The sequence below is a fragment of the Flavobacterium antarcticum DSM 19726 genome, from assembly GCF_000419685.1.
In the GTDB taxonomy this organism is placed as follows: domain Bacteria; phylum Bacteroidota; class Bacteroidia; order Flavobacteriales; family Flavobacteriaceae; genus Flavobacterium; species Flavobacterium antarcticum.
In genome coordinates, this window is the sequence record NZ_ATTM01000003.1 from 122,223 (window position 1) to 141,240 (window position 19,018).

General features: G+C 35.3%; 14 protein-coding genes. 7 read left to right on the top strand and 7 right to left on the bottom strand.

Annotated elements, in window-relative coordinates:
* Positions 1-30: 30 nt before the first annotated feature.
* The 4 genes from YWA_RS0105875 to YWA_RS0105890 form a co-directional block, all read right to left on the bottom strand.
* Positions 31-2,844: a carboxypeptidase-like regulatory domain-containing protein gene (locus YWA_RS0105875; protein ID WP_026718616.1), complete on the bottom strand. Its 2,814-nt coding sequence runs from the start codon at positions 2,842-2,844 to the stop codon at positions 31-33.
* Positions 2,845-3,139: 295 nt separating this feature from the next.
* Positions 3,140-4,987 carry a glutamine--fructose-6-phosphate transaminase (isomerizing) gene (gene glmS, locus YWA_RS0105880; RefSeq protein WP_022827570.1) on the bottom strand — a complete coding sequence of 616 codons (1,848 nt, stop codon included), beginning with the start codon at positions 4,985-4,987 and terminating at the stop codon, positions 3,140-3,142.
* An 8-nt stretch (positions 4,988-4,995) separates the two neighbouring features.
* On the bottom strand, positions 4,996-6,702 hold the full coding sequence (locus YWA_RS0105885) for a DUF4270 domain-containing protein (protein WP_022827571.1): 1,707 nt from the start codon (positions 6,700-6,702) through the stop codon (positions 4,996-4,998).
* A 19-nt stretch (positions 6,703-6,721) separates the two neighbouring features.
* Positions 6,722-7,528 (bottom strand): glycogen/starch synthase, encoded by an 807-nt coding sequence (locus YWA_RS0105890; RefSeq protein WP_026718618.1) that lies wholly within the window; start codon positions 7,526-7,528, stop codon positions 6,722-6,724.
* A 106-nt stretch (positions 7,529-7,634) separates the two neighbouring features.
* Between YWA_RS0105890 and panC the strand changes: the two genes are divergently transcribed.
* From panC to YWA_RS0105925, 7 genes are all read left to right on the top strand, one after another.
* A complete protein-coding gene (gene panC, locus YWA_RS0105895; RefSeq protein WP_022827573.1) occupies positions 7,635-8,483 on the top strand; it encodes a pantoate--beta-alanine ligase in 849 nt (282 codons plus the stop codon).
* A 13-nt stretch (positions 8,484-8,496) separates the two neighbouring features.
* On the top strand, positions 8,497-8,847 hold the full coding sequence (panD, locus tag YWA_RS0105900; protein WP_022827574.1) for an aspartate 1-decarboxylase: 351 nt from the start codon (positions 8,497-8,499) through the stop codon (positions 8,845-8,847).
* Positions 8,848-8,851: 4 nt separating this feature from the next.
* Positions 8,852-9,814, top strand: a complete 963-nt coding sequence (locus YWA_RS0105905; RefSeq protein ID WP_022827575.1) for a lysylphosphatidylglycerol synthase transmembrane domain-containing protein — start codon at positions 8,852-8,854, stop codon at positions 9,812-9,814.
* A 59-nt stretch (positions 9,815-9,873) separates the two neighbouring features.
* Complete coding sequence (locus YWA_RS0105910) at positions 9,874-11,010, top strand: alpha/beta hydrolase (protein WP_022827576.1); 1,137 nt, start codon at positions 9,874-9,876, stop codon at positions 11,008-11,010.
* 10 nt (positions 11,011-11,020) lie between these two features.
* Positions 11,021-12,382, top strand: coding sequence for a DNA repair protein RadA (radA, locus tag YWA_RS0105915; RefSeq protein ID WP_022827577.1), 1,362 nt, complete (start codon positions 11,021-11,023; stop codon positions 12,380-12,382).
* A 12-nt stretch (positions 12,383-12,394) separates the two neighbouring features.
* Positions 12,395-14,368: a transglycosylase domain-containing protein gene (locus YWA_RS0105920; protein WP_022827578.1), complete on the top strand. Its 1,974-nt coding sequence runs from the start codon at positions 12,395-12,397 to the stop codon at positions 14,366-14,368.
* Between the two features lie 142 nt (positions 14,369-14,510).
* A complete protein-coding gene (locus YWA_RS0105925) occupies positions 14,511-16,121 on the top strand; it encodes a DUF4139 domain-containing protein (protein ID WP_022827579.1) in 1,611 nt (536 codons plus the stop codon).
* Between the two features lie 135 nt (positions 16,122-16,256).
* On the opposite strand, the gene YWA_RS0105930 is transcribed toward YWA_RS0105925, so the two are convergent.
* The 3 genes from YWA_RS0105930 to dinB all read right to left on the bottom strand — a co-directional run bounded on the left by YWA_RS0105930 (position 16,257) and on the right by dinB (position 19,017).
* Positions 16,257-17,294: an NADP(H)-dependent aldo-keto reductase gene (locus YWA_RS0105930; protein WP_022827580.1), complete on the bottom strand. Its 1,038-nt coding sequence runs from the start codon at positions 17,292-17,294 to the stop codon at positions 16,257-16,259.
* A 33-nt stretch (positions 17,295-17,327) separates the two neighbouring features.
* Positions 17,328-17,843, bottom strand: coding sequence for a PAS domain-containing protein (locus tag YWA_RS0105935; RefSeq protein WP_022827581.1), 516 nt, complete (start codon positions 17,841-17,843; stop codon positions 17,328-17,330).
* Positions 17,844-17,937: 94 nt separating this feature from the next.
* Positions 17,938-19,017, bottom strand: a complete 1,080-nt coding sequence (dinB, locus tag YWA_RS0105940; RefSeq protein WP_026718619.1) for a DNA polymerase IV — start codon at positions 19,015-19,017, stop codon at positions 17,938-17,940.
* Position 19,018 lies beyond the last annotated feature (1 nt).

Here is a 19,018-nt window from a genome sequence, read left to right on the forward strand (position 1 = left end):
TATTTTATATTTTGACTAAAGTGTTTATAGTTATGGATTTATAGTTAAAGATGCAAATACTTGACGACCAATCAAACCTGCTCCAATAACTTGAATGTAATCATCACCAAATAAATTAGTAGCGCCAACTTTTAATACTGATTTAATAACTGGAATTGCATAATTGATTTGAGCATCAAAAACTACATTTTCTGGAACCATTCCATCAGCAAATGAAGACTGCCATAAATATTCTGAATTGTAACGAGCGTTGAAGTTAAAACCAAAGTTTTTGAAAAGCGCTGTGTTTCCTAGAGAAGCTTTCACACGGTGTTTTGGCGTATTAAATCCTGCAATAAATGATGGATCTTTGGCTTGATCAAAATCAAAATCAGAGAAGTTATAATTTAATCCTAACTCAAAATCTTTGTATACTTTTTTAGACAATCCAATACCGATACCGGCAGAATTAACTTTTTCAGAAGTATTCGTATAAACTTGATATACTCTTCTGTCTCCGTTCGCGATTGCTTGAAGTCCCAGAAGTACTTGTGGATCCGTTAAATCAGAACCAACAATACCGTAGTAAGGAGTGATGATACGTGATGTACTCATAAAGTCATTATAGATATTGTAATAAACATTCATATCTACTGAAATACCATTTTCTAAAATTGTTTTGTAACCCACTTCAAAAGCTTTCACTTGTTCTGGCTTTACAAGATTTATATTTACAACTTCTAAATCAGCAGGATTTTGTGACAAACCAAATCGTGTAACCGAAGGTACAGAATATACTGGACTGTTATAAGCGTTACCACCTGTTAACGTAACTTCAGCAGGAATATTTGCTCCTGGAATTGCTTGACCTGCAGCACTAACTGGCATTGTCTCAACATAACGATTTAAATTGTCTGGTGCTGAACCAATTAAAGCGAATGGCCCTAAATCCAAACCAATGTACTGATCTTGAGTCGTTGGGTTTCTGAAACCCGTTTGGAATGAAGCTCTGAAATTGTGGTTTTTCAATTCTCCTGCAGAATATACAAAGGATATTCTTGGTGAAAACTGTCCGTCAAAATTTTGTGCTTTGTCGTAACGAATAGATCCTGTAAACTTCAAACGTTCTTCCATGAATTTCTTCTGAACTTGCGTGTAAATTCCAAATTCTTCGTAACGAATTGGACCATCATAATCCGTGAAAATTGTCCCAAAAGAGTTCATTTCATATTGACGAAGAGAACCTCCCAATTGAATTTCTGCAACTTTTATAATGTCTTTAAAGTTGTAATTTACATCGGCATGATAAATTTTACTATTATCTAAAAACTGAGCTCCTTCTTTTAAGTTAGGGTTTGCCGTAACTGCATCAAGTGCATTCTTAAATTCTGGAGTTCCAGGAAGGAAACGTGGTTGGCCATTTGGTGTCAAACCTAAAGGATTAGCACCAAGTCCTTCAATTGAAGCGTCATTGTTATCCGCAAAATTCCTAGCAAAATCTCTTGCTTCATTGGCATCATATCCTAAACCAATTTGCGACTGTAAAAATGCCGTTGCATAATCTGTAAACCAACCTTTATCCGTTTTAGAAGCTCTGTTTACGTTCCAACCTGCAAAACGCATGTCGTAAGAATTCCCAGCATCTTCGCCTGTCATGTACGCTCTTACAAAAAAGTTTTTACCTTTTACTTCAATTTTTGATTGATTCATGTAAAAATCTTTCAAATAATAACGGTTTGCTCCTTGATAAATCGTGTTTCCAAAACCAAGTTTGTGTTGTAAAATTATCTCAAATTCATTTTCCCAAGGGCGAAAATGCAAAGAGAAATCTGCTTTAACGCTTTCCACTTTATTGTCAGACAAATCTTGTTCTCTGTAACCTGTTCTGCTTACTTGTCCAACGTTAGGGATGAAAGTTGTTACCTCATCACCGTACAAATTCAAACCATCATAATTTTGATTTTTACTACGATTTCCACCAGTTGTCATGCTTCTTTCATCAGCAGCAATCCATTCTGTACCTTGCATGTAGTTAAAATTTGCTTTAGCTGCAAAATGAGGTGTAAAAGCGTGAGCTGCACGAATTCCAAAATCATAATAATCATTGTCTCCTGCTGCATCTTGAGAAGTAATACCTTGTTTGTAGTACATACTTAAGCCTTGCGTTGTAAAAGGACTGCGACTTGTCATGAATAAAACACCGTTAAATGCGTTTGCTCCATAAAGTGCCGAAGAAGCACCTGGTAGTAATTCAACACTAGCGACGTCTAATTCTGACAAACCAATTAAGTTTCCAAGAACAAAATTTAAAGCAGGTGAAGAATTGTCCATTCCGTCAACCAACTGCATAAAACGCGTATTTGCAACTGATGCAAATCCACGTGTATTGATTGATTTAAAAGACAAACTACTTGTATTGAAATGTACTTCTTTCAAGTTTTCCAAACCTTCATAGAAACTAGGAGAAGAGGTGTTTCTAATTTCCTTAAGTCCCATTCTCTCAATGGTAACTGGAGATTCAATAATTCGTTCTGGCGTTCGTGAAGCTGAAATAACAATTTCATTCAAACGATTTTCTTCTTCAAGCAAGGTAATGTTTACCACTTGATTGTTTTTTGTCACCTGCACTTTTTGTGACGTATAACCGACACTCGAAATCTCGATGCTAAAGGGTAGCTGTTTATTGGCAATTAAAATAAATTTACCATCCATATCTGAAATCGTTCCAATATTTTCACCAACAACCGCAATGTTAGTTCCTGGCAAGGACAATCCATCTTTGTCCTTAATCAGTCCCGTCGTTTTTGTTTGTGCAAATGTACATCCGCAGAAAAAGAGGGACAAAATAAAAAAATACACTTTCATTTGTTTTAAATTTTGTTGGTTAGTTGTAGCCAAATTACAAATAAATCTGACATTATTAAAAAATGTTGATTTATTTTCAACATATCGCAACAAAACAACAATTGTAATTCATTATAATTAGCAAATTTTATTGTGATTTTGTTAACATTGTTGCTTAATCCGTGAAAATAGTATTATGCATACATACAATATATCCATTTCTTTACAGATTATATAAAAATAAAACTTTCAAGTTTGGCCCATAAAAAAAGCGGAAATAAATTCCGCTTTTGATATTCTGTTCTAATTTAATGAATTACTCTACAGTAACTGACTTTGCTAAGTTTCGAGGTTGATCTACGTTACAACCTCTCATTACAGCAATGTGGTATGAAAGCAATTGCAAAGGAATTGTAGTAATTAACGGCGATAAAGCGTCTGTAGTTTCAGGAATCTCAATTACATAATCCGCTAAATCACGAACTTGTGTATCTCCTTTTGTTACAATAGCAATGATTCTTCCACTTCTAGATTTAATCTCTTGAATATTACTAACCACTTTGTCGTAATGTCCTTGTTTAGGAGCGATCACAATTACTGGCATTGATTCATCAATTAAGGCAATCGGACCGTGTTTCATTTCCGCTGCAGGATAACCTTCCGCGTGGATATATGAAATTTCTTTTAATTTCAAAGCACCTTCTAACGCTACCGGGAAATTATATCCTCTACCTAAATAAAGACAGTTTGGCGAATCTTTAAATACAGCGGCAATTTCTTTTGCGACATCATTTGTCAGTAATGCCTCCTGAACTTGTTCTGGAATCATTTCTAACTCGAGCAAATATCTTCTGTAATCTGTATTGTTTAATGTTCCTTTTGCCTGTGCAATTCGCAACGCAATCATCGTCAATACGGTAATTTGTGTTGTAAATGCTTTTGTAGAAGCAACTCCAATTTCTGGTCCCGCATGAGTGTAAGCACCTGCATGTGTTTCGCGCGAAATAGACGAACCAACCACGTTACAAACACCAAATACAAATGCACCGTTTTCTTTTGCTAATTTAATAGCGGCTAACGTATCTGCTGTTTCTCCTGATTGAGAAATCGCAATAACAACATCGCCTTTATTTATAATTGGATTTCTGTATCGGAATTCCGAAGCATATTCAACTTCTACTGGAATTCGTGTAAATTCTTCAATAACATATTCTGCTACTAATCCTGCATGCCAAGAAGTACCACAAGCCACGATAAGGATTCGTTCTGCATTTAAAAAACGCTCTAAATTATCCTCAATTCCAGCCATTCTAACGATTCCTTGATCTGCTAATAAACGACCTCTGTAGGTGTCTTTAATAACACTTGGTTGTTCGTAGATTTCTTTCAACATAAAATGCTCGTAACCGCCTTTTTCAATTTGCTCCAAATTCATTTGAAGTTTTTGGACATAAGGATCAACTAAAGAGTCATCTTTAATTTTACGCACTTTTAATTTTTTATTCAAACGAATAACTGCTATTTCTTCGTCTTCTAAATAAATAGCATTAGACGTATATTCAAGAAACGGTGAGGCATCGGAAGCAATAAAGTATTCGTTTTCACCCACACCAATTGCTAGTGGACTTCCTAAACGAGCTACAATGATCTCATTTGGTTTTTTAACATCAAAAACACAGATTGCATACGCACCAATTACTTGATTTAATGCTACTTGAACTGCTTTTCCAAGCTTTAAATTTTGTTTTTTCTGAACATCTTCAATTAAATTAATCAATACTTCTGTATCGGTATCTGATTTAAAAGTATATCCTCTATTGATCAACTCTTTCTTCAACGGCTCATAATTTTCAATAATACCATTATGAATCAAAGCCAACTCTCCTGAGTTTGATAAATGCGGGTGTGAATTCACATCATTGGGAACGCCGTGTGTCGCCCATCTTGTGTGACCCATACCAATTGTAGCTCCAGAATCGCTAATGTCGCCACAGCGTTCTTCTAAATCTGCAACTTTCCCTTTTGTTTTACAAACCAACAAATCTTTACCATCGTACAGCATTACTCCTGCACTATCGTAACCACGATATTCTAATCTTTTTAAACCTTTGATCACAATAGGAAAGGCTTCTCTATAACCAATGTACCCAACAATTCCACACATAGTTTTACTTAATTTGGTTTGGTATAATAAATTTCTAACTTCACTCTTTTTCTATAATCAGCACTCTCTGGCGCAATATTATTTCCGTATAAAACAGTTCCTAACGGACTTAATAACGACGCCGAAGGAATTCGATCTAATGTAAATGCACCCGATTGGGGAAATACACCAGGAACAGTCTCATCTGTTTTCAATTTTAAATTACTTGTAATTCCAATTGACTCGGTAATACTAAGTCCCAAACGAATATTTGTAGAATCTTTGCGAATTAAATTTCGAATGTGATTCGTGATTCTAATACGATATTTCACGCCTCGGCCATCTTCCTTTTGAATGATTCCGTCGTGAACAGATTTAGCTAATTTTGGTTTTGTAGCTGTTCCAGTAAAATCTGAACTCCAATCTACTAAAGGTTTTTTGTTCGTCAAGTCAAATAAATAGATTCTTTGTGGCTCAGCTGTTGATGCCATTTGGGTTCTATCAATGTAAAACGTCAGATTCGCTTCATTAATCAACCACCCTTTATTTCGTATGATATTTAATTCATCAGCAACTCCATCAGGACTGCCGGTCAATCCATCTGCTCCAAAATTATCAGCCCCAAATAAATCAATAACAGCAAAAGAACCTTCTCCACCTTTCAAGAATAGTTTTGAATCACCGATTGTAGAATTTGGCGTTGACAGAGCAGAAGCGTAAGCAGTTGAATTGTCAGTTTCTATTAAATTAACCGAATTTCCTTTCATATTTAAAACGAAAGTCTTTGCTACTAATTTAGGAGTTCCGCCATAGCTATCACCTTCAACGTCCTCATATTTTATTGGAACACCATTTACAACCGAAGCAAATTCATGGTAATGAAGCGTTATATCTCCTTTACTGAAATCCAGTTGCATCAAAGTACCTGTTCCAGCGTCTTCCACTTGGAAATAGATGCCTCTGAAGTATTCTTTAAAAATGCTATTGTTAATCAGTTTTCCAGCTGGAGCATTCAATATTTTCTGTTCAAAAAACGCCTTATCTAATTTTAAACGAATTCTTGGAGCAAGTCTTGCTTCAACTTCTGCTGGAACTATTGGCTTCAATCCACGATCCAACTTGAATTTCACATACTCTTTCTTACTTGTTTCAAATGCCGAATTCTGTTTTGTATCAGAATCGTTATTTAATGAAGTACCTTTTTTATTTTCATTAAAATCCGAATCTTGATCCGAATAGTATCTTTGCTGTGTTTGAAAATTATCAGTCGGATTCAAATCATTCAATACATATCCAGATTCGAAAACTTTTAAATTAATTGGACCTGATCCTTGGATGGAATCCAATGTATACGTTACTTTATTATCTATTTCAAATTTTTTCGTGCTGAAATAAGGAATGGTCAATACAACACTGTCTAAAACTTGCATCTTTTCTGTATCAAAAACAGGATTCAAATTACCCAATTCCAATTGAGTTGCAAAATTAGCTTTCACTTTTCCGAAAACAGAATTGCTGTAAAGCCCCAATGAATTGATCGGCAAGTTATTAGATTGTACTGCCCCAAATCCTTGTGTAAAAGCACGAACTGTGCTTGTTGTATCTGGTTTAAATGCGAAATGATCGTCGTCAACGATTCCAGAACCCATCTCATTAAAGTCTTGATCACAGGATGAAACTAATGATGCGGACAAAATCAATGCTGCCGCAATCCCGTAAAACGATATTTTATTCATAAAAAAATTTAAATATTAACTAAAGTACTTTTGTCTTGTAGAAATCCGTATAAACCTCTGCAAACTTGTCTTTTGGGGCGAAAGGTAAAAAAGGTTTACCTGCCGATTCTATATATTTTGTTAAACTTGGAGAAATACTTTCTGAACCAATGATTATAGCGTCTGAATGCGAAATCGTAGTTTTCAAAAGGTTCTCATAATTTGGAAGTTCCAAGTCCGAAATGGCTTCGTGTGGAATTCCGTCAAACTTTACTTTATTGATCATTTCAGGGTTTAAATTACCCTCAAATGAATGACCATAAACGGACGTTACAATTTTCGTGTTTTCAAATAAAGCTTCATCTTTATAGTAATGCTTCATGTAAACAGGTAACAATCCTGCCATCCAACCGTGAACATGAATAATATCTGGAACCCAATTTAATTTCTTTACCGTTTCTACAACGCCTTTCGCAAAAAATATAGCTCTTTCGTCATTGTCAGCAAACATAACGCCTTCTTCATCCGTGAATGTAGCTTTGCGTTTAAAATATTCATCATTGTCAATGAAATAAACTTGAATGCGTTCCTTTGGGATCGAAGCTACCTTTATAATCAAAGGCATGTCTAAATCATTTACTACTAAATTCATTCCTGAAAGTCGAATTACCTCATGAAGTTGATGTCTTCTTTCGTTTATATTCCCATAGCGTGGCATAAAAATTCTAATTTGTCCTCCCTGATCATTAATCATCTTTGGCACTTCATACGACATTGACGAAACTTCGTTTTCTGCTAAATAAGGCACCACTTCAGATGACACATATAAGATCCTCTTATCCTCCATATTGATTTTTACTTTTTTTATTGGCAATAAATAACACGCAAAATTACGAAAAATTACGGAGTTATTAACTATTATATTAATTTTGCACCTTTCAAACAAAATAGACATGCTCATTTTCAAAACACAAGAGGACTTAAAAACACATTTACAAAGCGACTTCAATAGTCCGAAATCAGTTGGTTTTGTTCCTACAATGGGAGCTTTACATCGCGGACATTTATCATTAATTGAAAAGTCCATTTCGGAAAACGATCTTACCGTAATGAGCATTTTTGTCAACCCTACTCAATTTAATAACCAAGCAGATTTAGAAAATTACCCTAGAACCTTAGAGGCTGATGTGGAAAAACTAAAGCAAGTCAGCGACAAAATTATTGTATTTGCTCCTTCGGTTGAAGAAATCTACCAAGGAAATACGCAATCTCAAAATTTCGATTTCGACGGATTGGAACATGAAATGGAAGGAAAACACCGTCCGGGACATTTTGACGGCGTGGGAACAATTGTCAAAAGACTTTTTGAAATTGTACAACCCGACAAGGCTTATTTTGGCGAAAAAGACTTTCAGCAACTTCAAATTGTAAAGAAAATGGTTGCTAAAAATCATCTTCCTGTAGAAGTAATCGGCCAGCCTATTTTCAGAGAAGAAAACGGTTTAGCCATGAGTTCACGAAATGAACGTTTGTCAAAAATAGAGAGAGAAGAAGCTTCTTTTATCTACAAAACCTTGCAAGAAGTTAAAAATCAGTTTGGCATAAAAAATGCTACCGAATTGACAATTTGGATCGAAGATGAATTTAAAAACAAACCTAATTTCAAGTTAGAATATTTTGAAATCGCAGACGAATCCACACTAAAATCGATTCAATCAAAAGAACCGAACAAAAAATACCGTGCTTTTATCGCCGTTTTTATGAACGATGTTCGATTGATTGACACCATTTCATTAAATTAATTATCTTTGCCGCATGCAAATTGAAGTAGTAAAATCCAAGATTCACCGCGTTACGGTTACTGGAGCAGATTTAAATTATATCGGAAGCATCACTATTGACGAGGCTTTAATGGAAGCTTCCAATATTCTTGAGGGCGAAAAAGTAGCGATTGTCAATATTAATAATGGTGAACGTTTAGAAACGTATGCGATTAAAGGAAACCGAAACAGTGGCGAAATTACACTTAACGGCCCCGCTGCTCGAAAAGTGCAGAAAGGCGATATCGTGATCATCATCGCTTACGGGATCTTAGATTTTGAAGAAGCAAAAACATTCAAGCCCAGCTTAGTCTTCCCTAACGAAAAAGACAATTCGTTGACTTAATTTAGTGAAAAAGAAAATCAGCAAATGGCTTTCTATTCTCTTACCGCTTTTATTAGGCGTGTTTTTGATTGTTTATCAATACAATCAGTTTACTGCTGACCAATTGACCGAAATGAAAGGCTATTTTAAAAACGCCAATTATTTCTATATTTATTTATCCTTACTTATTGCCGTTTTCGGGTTTGCATCAAGAGCGTATCGATGGAAATTCTCTATTGAACACATGGGTTATACGTCAAAGTTTCGCAATAATTTCATGGCGGTCTGTATTGGCTATTTCCTTAATTTAACGATTCCGAGATCAGGTGAAATTTCACGAGCTGTAGTGGTTAAAAAGTACGAAGACATCCCTTTTGACAAAGCTTTTGGAACTATTGTTGCCGAACGAATTGTTGATCTAATTTTGTTTTTTCTCTTTGTTTTGACCGCGTTTATTGTTCAATTTAAGGTATTGAAAGACTTTATTTTTGACAACATACCGGTTGAAAAGCTAATTCTATTAGCCTTTATTGGATTTGTTGGATTCATCATTTTTGTACTGTTATGGCTGTATTCAAAATGGCGTTTTATCATTTTCATGAAAGAAAAATTAGCCGGTTTGATGGAAGGCATGTTGAGTATCGTTAAAATGAAGAAAAAATGGCCGTTTTTGTTTCATTCTTTATTCATTTGGTTCACATACATCTTAATGTTTTATGTTGCTATTTTTGCACTTGACGAAACAAGTACGATTGGTTTAGGTGCTATAATTACCGCCTTTGTGATTGGTAGTTTTGCCATCGGATTTACAAATAGTGGCTTTGGTGCGTTTCCACTTTTAATTGCACAAATATTTCTACTTTACAGCATTCCTGAAACGGTAGGTACTGCATTTGGTTGGCTTGTATGGATTTCTCAAACCGCTTTAATGATTGTTTTAGGCGGATTATCTTTATTCCTGTTGCCAATTTTAAATAAAAACAAATAATTTAGTATCTTGCTTTCCTATTTGCTTCGGCAAAACGTCCAACCAAACCAACCTATTACATGAAAAAACAAGTACTATTATTTGTTTTGAGCCTGTTCGTATGTCCCGTTTTTGCACAAAAAACGACAGATACCATCCATTCTCAAAAACTAAAAGAAGACCGTATTATTTCCATTTCCCTTCCAGCTTCTTACGGAAAAGAAAAAAACAAAAAATATCCTTTACTGCTTTTACTAGACGGTGACTACTTGTTTGAACCGTTCAATGGCGCATTAAAATTCGGGAATTATTGGGATGATTTGCCCGAAGTAATTGTCGTAGGAATTGATCAAAGTAGGCCCTACAGTCGCGATTCTGAAAGCGATGTAGATCAAAATGGTTTGCCAATTGAAAAAGGGGCTCAGTTTTTTGATTTCATTTCGATGGAACTACTTCCCACTTTAGAAAAAAAATACGACATCGCTGCTTTTAAAATCATTGCAGGTCATGATGTAACGGCCGGTTTTATGAATCTGTTTTTATACAAGGACAACAGTCCTTTTGATGCTTATATTTCGATGAGTCCTGAACTTGGAACAGAAATGGAAACAAGACTTCCAAGTCGGTTAAGTCTGATCAAAAAACCGCTCTTTTATTATCAATCCACTGCAGATGGTGATTTGAAAAAGATGCAAGATTTGATTAAAACGTTAGACACAAATATCAAGTCGGTTAAAAATTCTAATTTATATTACCAATTTGACGATTTTAAAAATGCCTCTCATTATTCACTCGTTTTATTTTCAATACCAAATGCGTTGTACCATATTTTTGGAGCCTATCAACCCATTTCAAGTACTGAATTCCAAACAAAAATTGTTACGTTGCCAAATGACTACGTTGGATACTTGACTAAAAAGTACGACATCATCGAAAAATCGTACGGGATCAAAATGCCAATTCGCATCAATGATTTTAAAGCGATTGAAGCGGCCATTTTAAAGAATAATGCATTTGCAGAATTTGAACAATTAGCGACTTTGGCCAAAAAAAGTTACCCTCGCGCCATGTTAAGTCAATACCACATGGGAATGTTTTACGAAAAAACCGGAGACACAAAAAAAGCAGCCAAGGCATACATGAATGCCTATAATATGGATGAAATTGGGAATTTAACAAAGGATTTTATGCTTGAAAAAGCAGATCAAATGAAGTAGTATTACACTTATGTCAAAAATAAAAACTGCTTTTTTCTGCCAAAATTGCGGCACTTCTTACGCCAAATGGCAAGGACAATGCAACGCTTGTAAAGAATGGAATACCATTGCAGAAGAAGTGATTCAGAAAGAAGAGAAAAAAAGTTGGAACCCAACACAAACAGAGTCAAAAAGAACGGTAAAACCGCTCAAAATTCACGAAATTGACAGTACGGAAGAAATCCGCATGGACACACGAGACAGTGAATTGAACCGCGTGTTAGGTGGTGGAATTGTTCCCGGTTCTTTAATTCTGTTAGGTGGTGAGCCTGGTATTGGAAAAAGCACATTGTTACTGCAGATTTCTTTAAAACTTCCTTACAAAACCTTATATGTTTCCGGCGAAGAAAGTCAGAAACAAATAAAAATGAGAGCCGAACGCATCAATCCGCTGAGTGACAATTGCTATATTTTGACGGAAACGAAGACGCAAAATATCTTCAAGCAAATTGAGGCTATTCAACCAGAAATTGTCATCATTGATTCCATTCAAACGTTGCATACCGATTACATTGAATCTTCACCTGGAAGCATTTCTCAAATTAGAGAAACAACGGCTGAACTGATTAAATTTGCAAAAGAAACAAACATTCCTGTGATTTTAATTGGTCACATTACAAAAGATGGAACCATTGCTGGACCGAAAATTTTGGAACACATGGTTGACACCGTTCTTCAATTTGAAGGCGATCGAAATCACATTTACCGCATTTTACGTTCCTTAAAAAATCGTTTTGGTTCAACCGCCGAATTAGGCATTTACGAAATGTTAGGAACAGGATTACGCGAAGTTTCAAATCCTTCTGAAATATTAATTTCACACAAAGAAGAACAACTCTCAGGAACTGCAATTGCTTCTACTTTAGAAGGAATGCGGCCTTTGATGATTGAAATTCAAGCATTAGTAAGTACTGCAGTTTATGGAACGCCACAACGAAGTACAACCGGTTATAATGCGAAAAGACTCAACATGATTCTTGCCGTTTTAGAAAAAAGAGCCGGTTTCAGGCTTGGAGCCAAAGATGTTTTCTTAAACATAACAGGTGGAATATCAGTGGATGATCCGGCCATTGATTTAGCTGTTGTGGCTGCAATTTTGTCTTCAAACGAAGACATTCCTGTGGATAAAGATTTTTGTTTTGCAGGAGAGGTTGGACTTTCAGGAGAAATTCGTCCTGTAAACCGTGTAGATCAACGTATTCAAGAAGCCGAAAAATTAGGTTTTTCAGCTATTTTTGTTTCAAAATACAATAAAATTTCACTAAAAAAAACAGTGATTAAAGTTCGTTTAGTTTCAAAAATCGAAGATGTAGTTGAAGAGCTTTTTGGTTAACACCAACCCAATATGAACAAACGCAAAAAAATTACCATTCGCATCCTTGTCGGAATTCTTGTTGTTATCGTTGTAGGAATTGTCTTGTTTTTTAGTTTTAGAGAGTCACTTTTAAAAGAAGCGATTGCTAAAATAACAAACAAAATGGAACGCGATTATGATGCAAAGCTATCTATTAAAACAGCTGAATTTGATGGATTTACAGCAGTAAAACTTACTGACATTACATTAGTTCCAAAAAACGCTGATACGCTTTTTTCAATTAAAAAGTTAAGTACATCTGTCCGATTCCTTCCTTTATTTACTGGCGATATGCAACTGGGTACTTTATTTGTTGAAAACGGCTTCGTGCAACTTACAAAAAAAGGCAACCGAAAAAACTTTAATGCTTTTTTGAAAAAAGAAAAAACGGCTTCAAATCAATCCAGTGGAAATAACAAGAGAAATTATGCAGATTTAGCGTACAAGATTATTTCGCAAGGACTGAATTTGGTTCCTACCGATATGGAAATCAAAAATCTGACTTTCAACTTAGACGACAACGGAAAGAAAGCAAAAATAAAACTACAAGATCTTCGGTTGGCTGACAAGCAGTTAGAGACGCTGATCAATGTACAAACAAATACCTTTGAACAAAATTGGAAAATCAGCGGTTTTGCCGATCCAAGAAATCAAAAGGCAGACATCGCTTTCACAAATCGCGATACGGGAGCGATCAAAGTTCCTTATTTTGACGAACGGTTCAATTTAAAATCAAGCTTCGATTCCATCCGAATTAAAGTGGACAATATCTCAAAAAGTGGTGGCACTTTAAAAATAGACGGCACTTCTTCGATTGCGAATTTAATTGTCAACCATCCTAAAATCGCTACAAAAGATGTACTTTTCAAAAAGGCAGGCTTTGATTTTCATTTTGTTTTGGACGAAAATAATATTGGAATCGACAGCAGTTCAACAGCAGTTTTAAATAAGATAAAGTTCCATCCGTACCTCAATTTGAACACCGAGAAGGATACCATTTATTCGATGAATGTTTCCATTCCAAAAATGAAAGCACAAGATTTTATTGAATCCTTGCCAGCGGGACTTTTTTCAAATTTTGAAGGTATGGAAGCGGAAGGTATTTTCGACTACCGATTGGACTTTCAATTCAATAAAAACAATCCGGACGCACTCGTTTTCGACAGTAAAATCCACAAGAAAGATTTTAAAATCATTAAATATGGCGAAGCAAATTTGAGTAAAATAAATGCTCCTTTTACGTATCGAGCCATCGAGAACGACAAATTACAAAGACCTATTTTCGTCGGTGAAAGTAATCCAAATTATACACCAATGAGCGAAATATCTCCGTATTTGAAGAAAAGTGTTTTAACAACAGAAGATCCCTCTTTCTTTTCGCACCACGGATTTATCAATGAAGCTTTCAAGCAGTCCATCATCAAAAACATTAAAACTAAGAAATTCAGTCGTGGCGGAAGTACGATCAGTATGCAACTGGTAAAAAACGTGTTTTTGACTCGAGAAAAAACACTTTCCCGAAAACTAGAGGAAATCTTACTCGTTTATATTTTAGAAAACAACCGAATTGTAAGTAAAGAACGAATGCTTGAAGTCTATTTCAATGTCATTGAATGGGGACCAAATATTTACGGAATTGGCGAAGCATCGCAATTTTATTTCCAAAAGCATCCTTTTCAATTGAGCTTGAACGAATGTCTGTTTTTAGCAAGTATTGTTCCGCGTCCTAAAGGATTTATGTGGAAATTTGACAATACCGGAAATTTGAGAAATCAAGGCGTAGTGCAGCAGAAATATTTAACCAACTTAATGTTACGACGTGGTGTTTTAAGCTCTGCAGATACAGTTTTTAAAGCATTTCCAGTTCAAGTAACAGGAAGAGCACGTTCGTATTTACGGATTACTGAGAAGGACACAACGGTCGTGGATACATTAGATCTCGATGAATTTGATTTTGGTGGATAAAAATTTAAAGATATACTCGGAAGACTTCGTTTTATTTTACCCAATGTCAAAATGAGAACGCATTACATATTCTTTAATCCGCAACCAAACCGACTTTTAGCACTCTATATTTTAAAGGCCAAATTGAAATAAAATAATTCCTATGAAAAAGCTGCTCATTCTTTTATTGTTTCCAATTGTTATTTACGCTCAAAAGCCCGTTTTCACTACCGCAAAAGTAAAAAGTGCTACCGTCTATTTTAATTCTGCTGAAATTTCGCAAACTACTTCTGCAACTTTGCCTAAAGGAACAAGTGAAATCGTGGTTAAAAATGTCGCTGATTATTTAAATGAAAATACAATACAAATTGGAGCGCCTTCAAATATTACCGTTTTGTCCGTGCAATTCACCAATAATTATATTTCAGAATATGAAATTGACGAGAATTCTCCAGCAATAAAAAAAGTACGCGACAGCATTACTTTGGTAGAAAAAGAAATCAAAAAGAATAACAATTCAAAAATTGCAGAAGTAAAAACCATAGAATTACTGGACAAAAACCAACAGGTTTATGGTGTTAATTCTGGTTTAAGTGTGGTAGAATTGACGAAGATGGTTGATTATTATAAATCGAAGCGAACTGAAATCAGCAACACCATCGATGTTTTAGAGGAAAAATCAAAAAAATTGAATGAAACGTTGACCCGTTTGAAAAACAAATTGGAAATCAATACCCAAAAAGAGGAGAAGACTTCAAAAGGAAAACTAGTACTTCAAATCATGAATGAAACGGCAGGAAATGTAGATTTCAGCATTAATTATTTGACAAACAACGCCAGTTGGCAACCATTCTACGATTTGCGAGCGAACACCGTTTCAGATCCTATTGAAATGATGTACAAAGCACAAGTAGCTCAAAACACAGGGATTGATTGGAAACAGGTTAAACTTACTTTATCCAGTGGAAACCCAAATCAGAATAATCAGGCGCCAATTTTAAATGCTTGGTTTTTGAGATATGGAAATCAAAATAATTACGGATATTTACAAAATGACGCAAAAAGTAATTCACTACAAGGTCTAGCTGCAGGAATTCAAGTGGAACAAGCTGAAATGGTGATGAAAGATAAATCAATATCACGCTATACCACAATTCAAGAAAACCAACTTAATATTTCATTTGACATCGACATTCCTTACGACATTTTATCAAATGGAAAAGCCCATAGTGTCGCTTTAAAAGAAATCAATCTTCCGGCAACTTACAAATATTATGCAGCTCCTAGAGTGGAAAAAGAAGCGTTCTTGCTTGCGGAAATCAGCGACTATTCGAAATATAATTTATTACCTGGAGAAGCCAATATTATTTTTGAAGGATTGTATGTTGGCAAAACCTATATCAATCCAAATCAAACTTCTGATACCTTGAATTTAAGCATGGGAAGAGATAAAAAAATATCCATTAAGCGCGAAAAAGTGGTTGATAAATCAGGAACAAAATTTTTATCCTCTAAAAAAGAGCAAACGTTTACGTATGATATTACGATTCGAAATAATAAAAAAGAAGCGGTTGCTTTGATGTTGAAAGACCAATATCCGCTGAGTACGGACAAGGAAGTTGAAATTGAATTGAAAGAAAGTGACGGTGCAAAAATCAATTCTGAAACGGGAATTTTAACTTGGGATTTAAATTTGAAACCAAATGAAACCAAAAAAATCAGAATCAGTTATAAAGTGAAATATCCAAAAGATAAAATCATAGATAATTTATAAAACAAAGTAAACCTCATCCTAACCGATGAGGTTTTTCTTTACATAATAACTGAATATAGATTCTGAACTGAATTCAGAATGACAAAATCGAGCGTTTAAATAAACTATTTTTTTCAAATTATACTTAAATATAATTTACGGGGAAGGATTTGGATACAATTCCTGGACTTGATTTATAGCGTCAATAACGTTTTGCGTCAATTTAATTTGATGTGTTTGAATATTTTCCTGAAGTTGATTCAAATCCGTTGCACCAATAATGCTACTCGTTGTAAAAAATTGTTCTCTTACAAAAGCTAACGACATTTGCGTCAACGTCAATCCATTGTCTTTTGCAATTTGATTGTACAAAACCGTCGCTTTCTTGGCATTATCAGAATTGTACCGTGAGAACCTCGGAAACAAATTGATTCGAGCATTCGGAAATGCCTCTCCAGTCAGAAATTTCCCCGACAAAACACCAAATGCTAAAGGTGAATACGCTAAAAGTCCGACATTTTCATAATGCGAAATTTCAGCCAAACTTTGTTCAAAAGAACGATTCAACAAAGAATATGGATTTTGAATCGTCGAAATTCGTGGTAAATTGTGCTTTTTACTTTCTTCCAAAAAACGCATCACACCCCACGGCGTTTCGTTTGAAACTCCAATGTGTTTAATTTTACCTTCACTAATTAGTTGCTGTAACGTTTGTAAAACGAGGTGAACATTATCGTTCCAATCGTCTTCTTCTAATGAAAAACTTCGTTGCCCAAAGTAGTTCGTTTTTCGTTCAGGCCAATGCAACTGGTACAAATCAATGTAGTCCGTTTGAAGTCGTTGTAAACTTTTTTCAACAGAAATTCGAATCGTTTCCGCGTTAAAACTTAAGTCGTCTCTGATAAATTCGAGTCCGCGATTGGGTCCAGCGATTTTTGTCGCCAAAACTATTTCGCCTCTTCTACCCGATTTTTTCAACCAAGTGCCAATAATTTTTTCGGTGCTTCCAGAAGTATCTTTTTGTGCAGGAACGGAATACATTTCAGCGGTATCGATAAAATTAATTCCCGAATCTAAAGCAAAGTCAATTTGAGAATGACCTTCTGCTTCTGTATTTTGTTGTCCAAAAGTCATGGTGCCCAAAGCGATTTCACTCACTTGGGTTTCGGTATTCGGTAAAAATGTGTAGTTCATTGTGTTTGTTTCGGAGAACAGCAAATATAACGCTTAAGCTGCTTTTTCTAAAGCTATAAAATGGGTTAATTCGCCTTTTTTATTGAAAATAGGAAAACTACGGATGTGGCAATCGTACAATTCGCCATTCTTCTTATAGTTGACCACAACAGTATCAAAGGGCTGAAGATTCAATACCGCTTCTCTAATTGAAGCACGTTTCTCCACAGAAGTTTCTTTACCTTGAAACATTTTTGGCGAATTTCCAACAACTTCCGCAGGTTGATATCCACTCATTTCGGCGATTCCCTTTGAAGCAAAAACAATTTGAAGATTGGCATTGGTTACGATTATCGCGTCATTGGTTTGCAATTCATCTGCCAAATCAAGATTTAAATTCCATTTGTACAATTTTGAAAGTTGATTCAACAAAGACAAATCGTGTTGGGCTCCCATCAAATTGCGAAAGAAAACACTATACAAGTCCCACGACAACAATGGCATTTTTATGCCTTTATCATTTGCAGTCGCAATTGCAACGCTTTTATCATAAATGTTTAGATCAATCATAACCTGAAATTTTTAACAAAAATAAATTTATTTTTCGGGTAAAAATGAAAATGAGGCAAGTTTAACTACTGTTGAAGACAACTGACAGTGTTTCTTAAAAGTCGAATTTCAGCTGCACGACAACTGATTTCTTAACTTCTGTATTCAAACTCGTTACAGAAATCCCTAACAAACGAACTGATTCTCTCATTCGTTCTTGGTACAACAATTCCTTAACCGTTTCAAAAAGTAACGCCTTACTTGCAATGAAATACGGTAATGTTTTACTTCTCGTTTGCTGCGTAAAATCACTGTATTTTATTTTTAGAGTGACGGTTTTTCCTGCGAGATTATTTCGCAACAACCTCTTTTCAAGCTGTTCGGCAATTGCTTTTAATTTCTCTTCCATGAAAATTTCAGAAGATAAGTTTTCGTCAAAAGTATGTTCTGCAGCTACGGATTTTGCAATGCGTTCTGACTTCACTTCACTGTTGTGAATGCCTCGAACAACATTGTAATAAAAACTACCTGATTTTCCGAAGTGCTTTTCTAAAAAATCAAGTTCTTTATTTCGCAAATCTAATCCTGTAAAAATACCCAATTGATACATTTTTTCTGTCGTAACTTTCCCAACGCCATAAAATTTACGGATAGGCAATTCTTCTAAAAAAGCAATCACTTCATCTGGATTTACCGTCTTCTGTCCGTTGGGTTTATTCACATCAGAAGCAATTTTAGCTACAAATTTGTTTATTGAAATTCCCGCAGAAGCCGTTAAACCCACTTCGTTAAAAATGCGTTCGCGAATTTCCTTTGCAATCAAACTCGCACTTGGATTTCCTTTTTTATTTTGGGTGACATCCAGATAAGCTTCGTCAAGCGACAAAGGTTCAACTAAATCGGTGTAATCGTAAAAAATGGCTTGCACTTTTCGTGAAATCTCCTTGTAACGGTCAAAACGCGGACGAACAAATAAAAGTTCAGGACAATATTTTTTTGCTAAAGCACCACTTAATGCACTTCTGACACCAAACTTCCGTGCTTCGTAACTTGCTGCGGCAACAACGCCTCGCACTTCACTTCCACCCACCGCCAAAGGCTTTCCCTTGAGTTCCGGATTGTCCATTTGTTCCACTGACGCATAAAATGCATCCATGTCTACATGAATAATTTTGCGGTTTGGTACTATTGAAATT

What these genes read in the sequence shown, in the direction of transcription:
- YWA_RS0105875 (WP_026718616.1), bottom strand. Translation starts at nt 2,844, where the DNA reads ATGAAAGTGTATTTTTTTATTTTGTCCCTCTTTTTCTGCGGATGTACA.
- glmS (WP_022827570.1), bottom strand. Translation starts at nt 4,987, where the DNA reads ATGTGTGGAATTGTTGGGTACATTGGTTATAGAGAAGCCTTTCCTATT.
- YWA_RS0105885 (WP_022827571.1), bottom strand. Translation starts at nt 6,702, where the DNA reads ATGAATAAAATATCGTTTTACGGGATTGCGGCAGCATTGATTTTGTCC.
- YWA_RS0105890 (WP_026718618.1), bottom strand. Translation starts at nt 7,528, where the DNA reads ATGGAGGATAAGAGGATCTTATATGTGTCATCTGAAGTGGTGCCTTAT.
- panC (WP_022827573.1), top strand. Translation starts at nt 7,635, where the DNA reads ATGCTCATTTTCAAAACACAAGAGGACTTAAAAACACATTTACAAAGC.
- panD (WP_022827574.1), top strand. Translation starts at nt 8,497, where the DNA reads ATGCAAATTGAAGTAGTAAAATCCAAGATTCACCGCGTTACGGTTACT.
- YWA_RS0105910 (WP_022827576.1), top strand. Translation starts at nt 9,874, where the DNA reads ATGAAAAAACAAGTACTATTATTTGTTTTGAGCCTGTTCGTATGTCCC.
- radA (WP_022827577.1), top strand. Translation starts at nt 11,021, where the DNA reads ATGTCAAAAATAAAAACTGCTTTTTTCTGCCAAAATTGCGGCACTTCT.
- YWA_RS0105920 (WP_022827578.1), top strand. Translation starts at nt 12,395, where the DNA reads ATGAACAAACGCAAAAAAATTACCATTCGCATCCTTGTCGGAATTCTT.
- YWA_RS0105925 (WP_022827579.1), top strand. Translation starts at nt 14,511, where the DNA reads ATGAAAAAGCTGCTCATTCTTTTATTGTTTCCAATTGTTATTTACGCT.
- YWA_RS0105930 (WP_022827580.1), bottom strand. Translation starts at nt 17,294, where the DNA reads ATGAACTACACATTTTTACCGAATACCGAAACCCAAGTGAGTGAAATC.
- YWA_RS0105935 (WP_022827581.1), bottom strand. Translation starts at nt 17,843, where the DNA reads ATGATTGATCTAAACATTTATGATAAAAGCGTTGCAATTGCGACTGCA.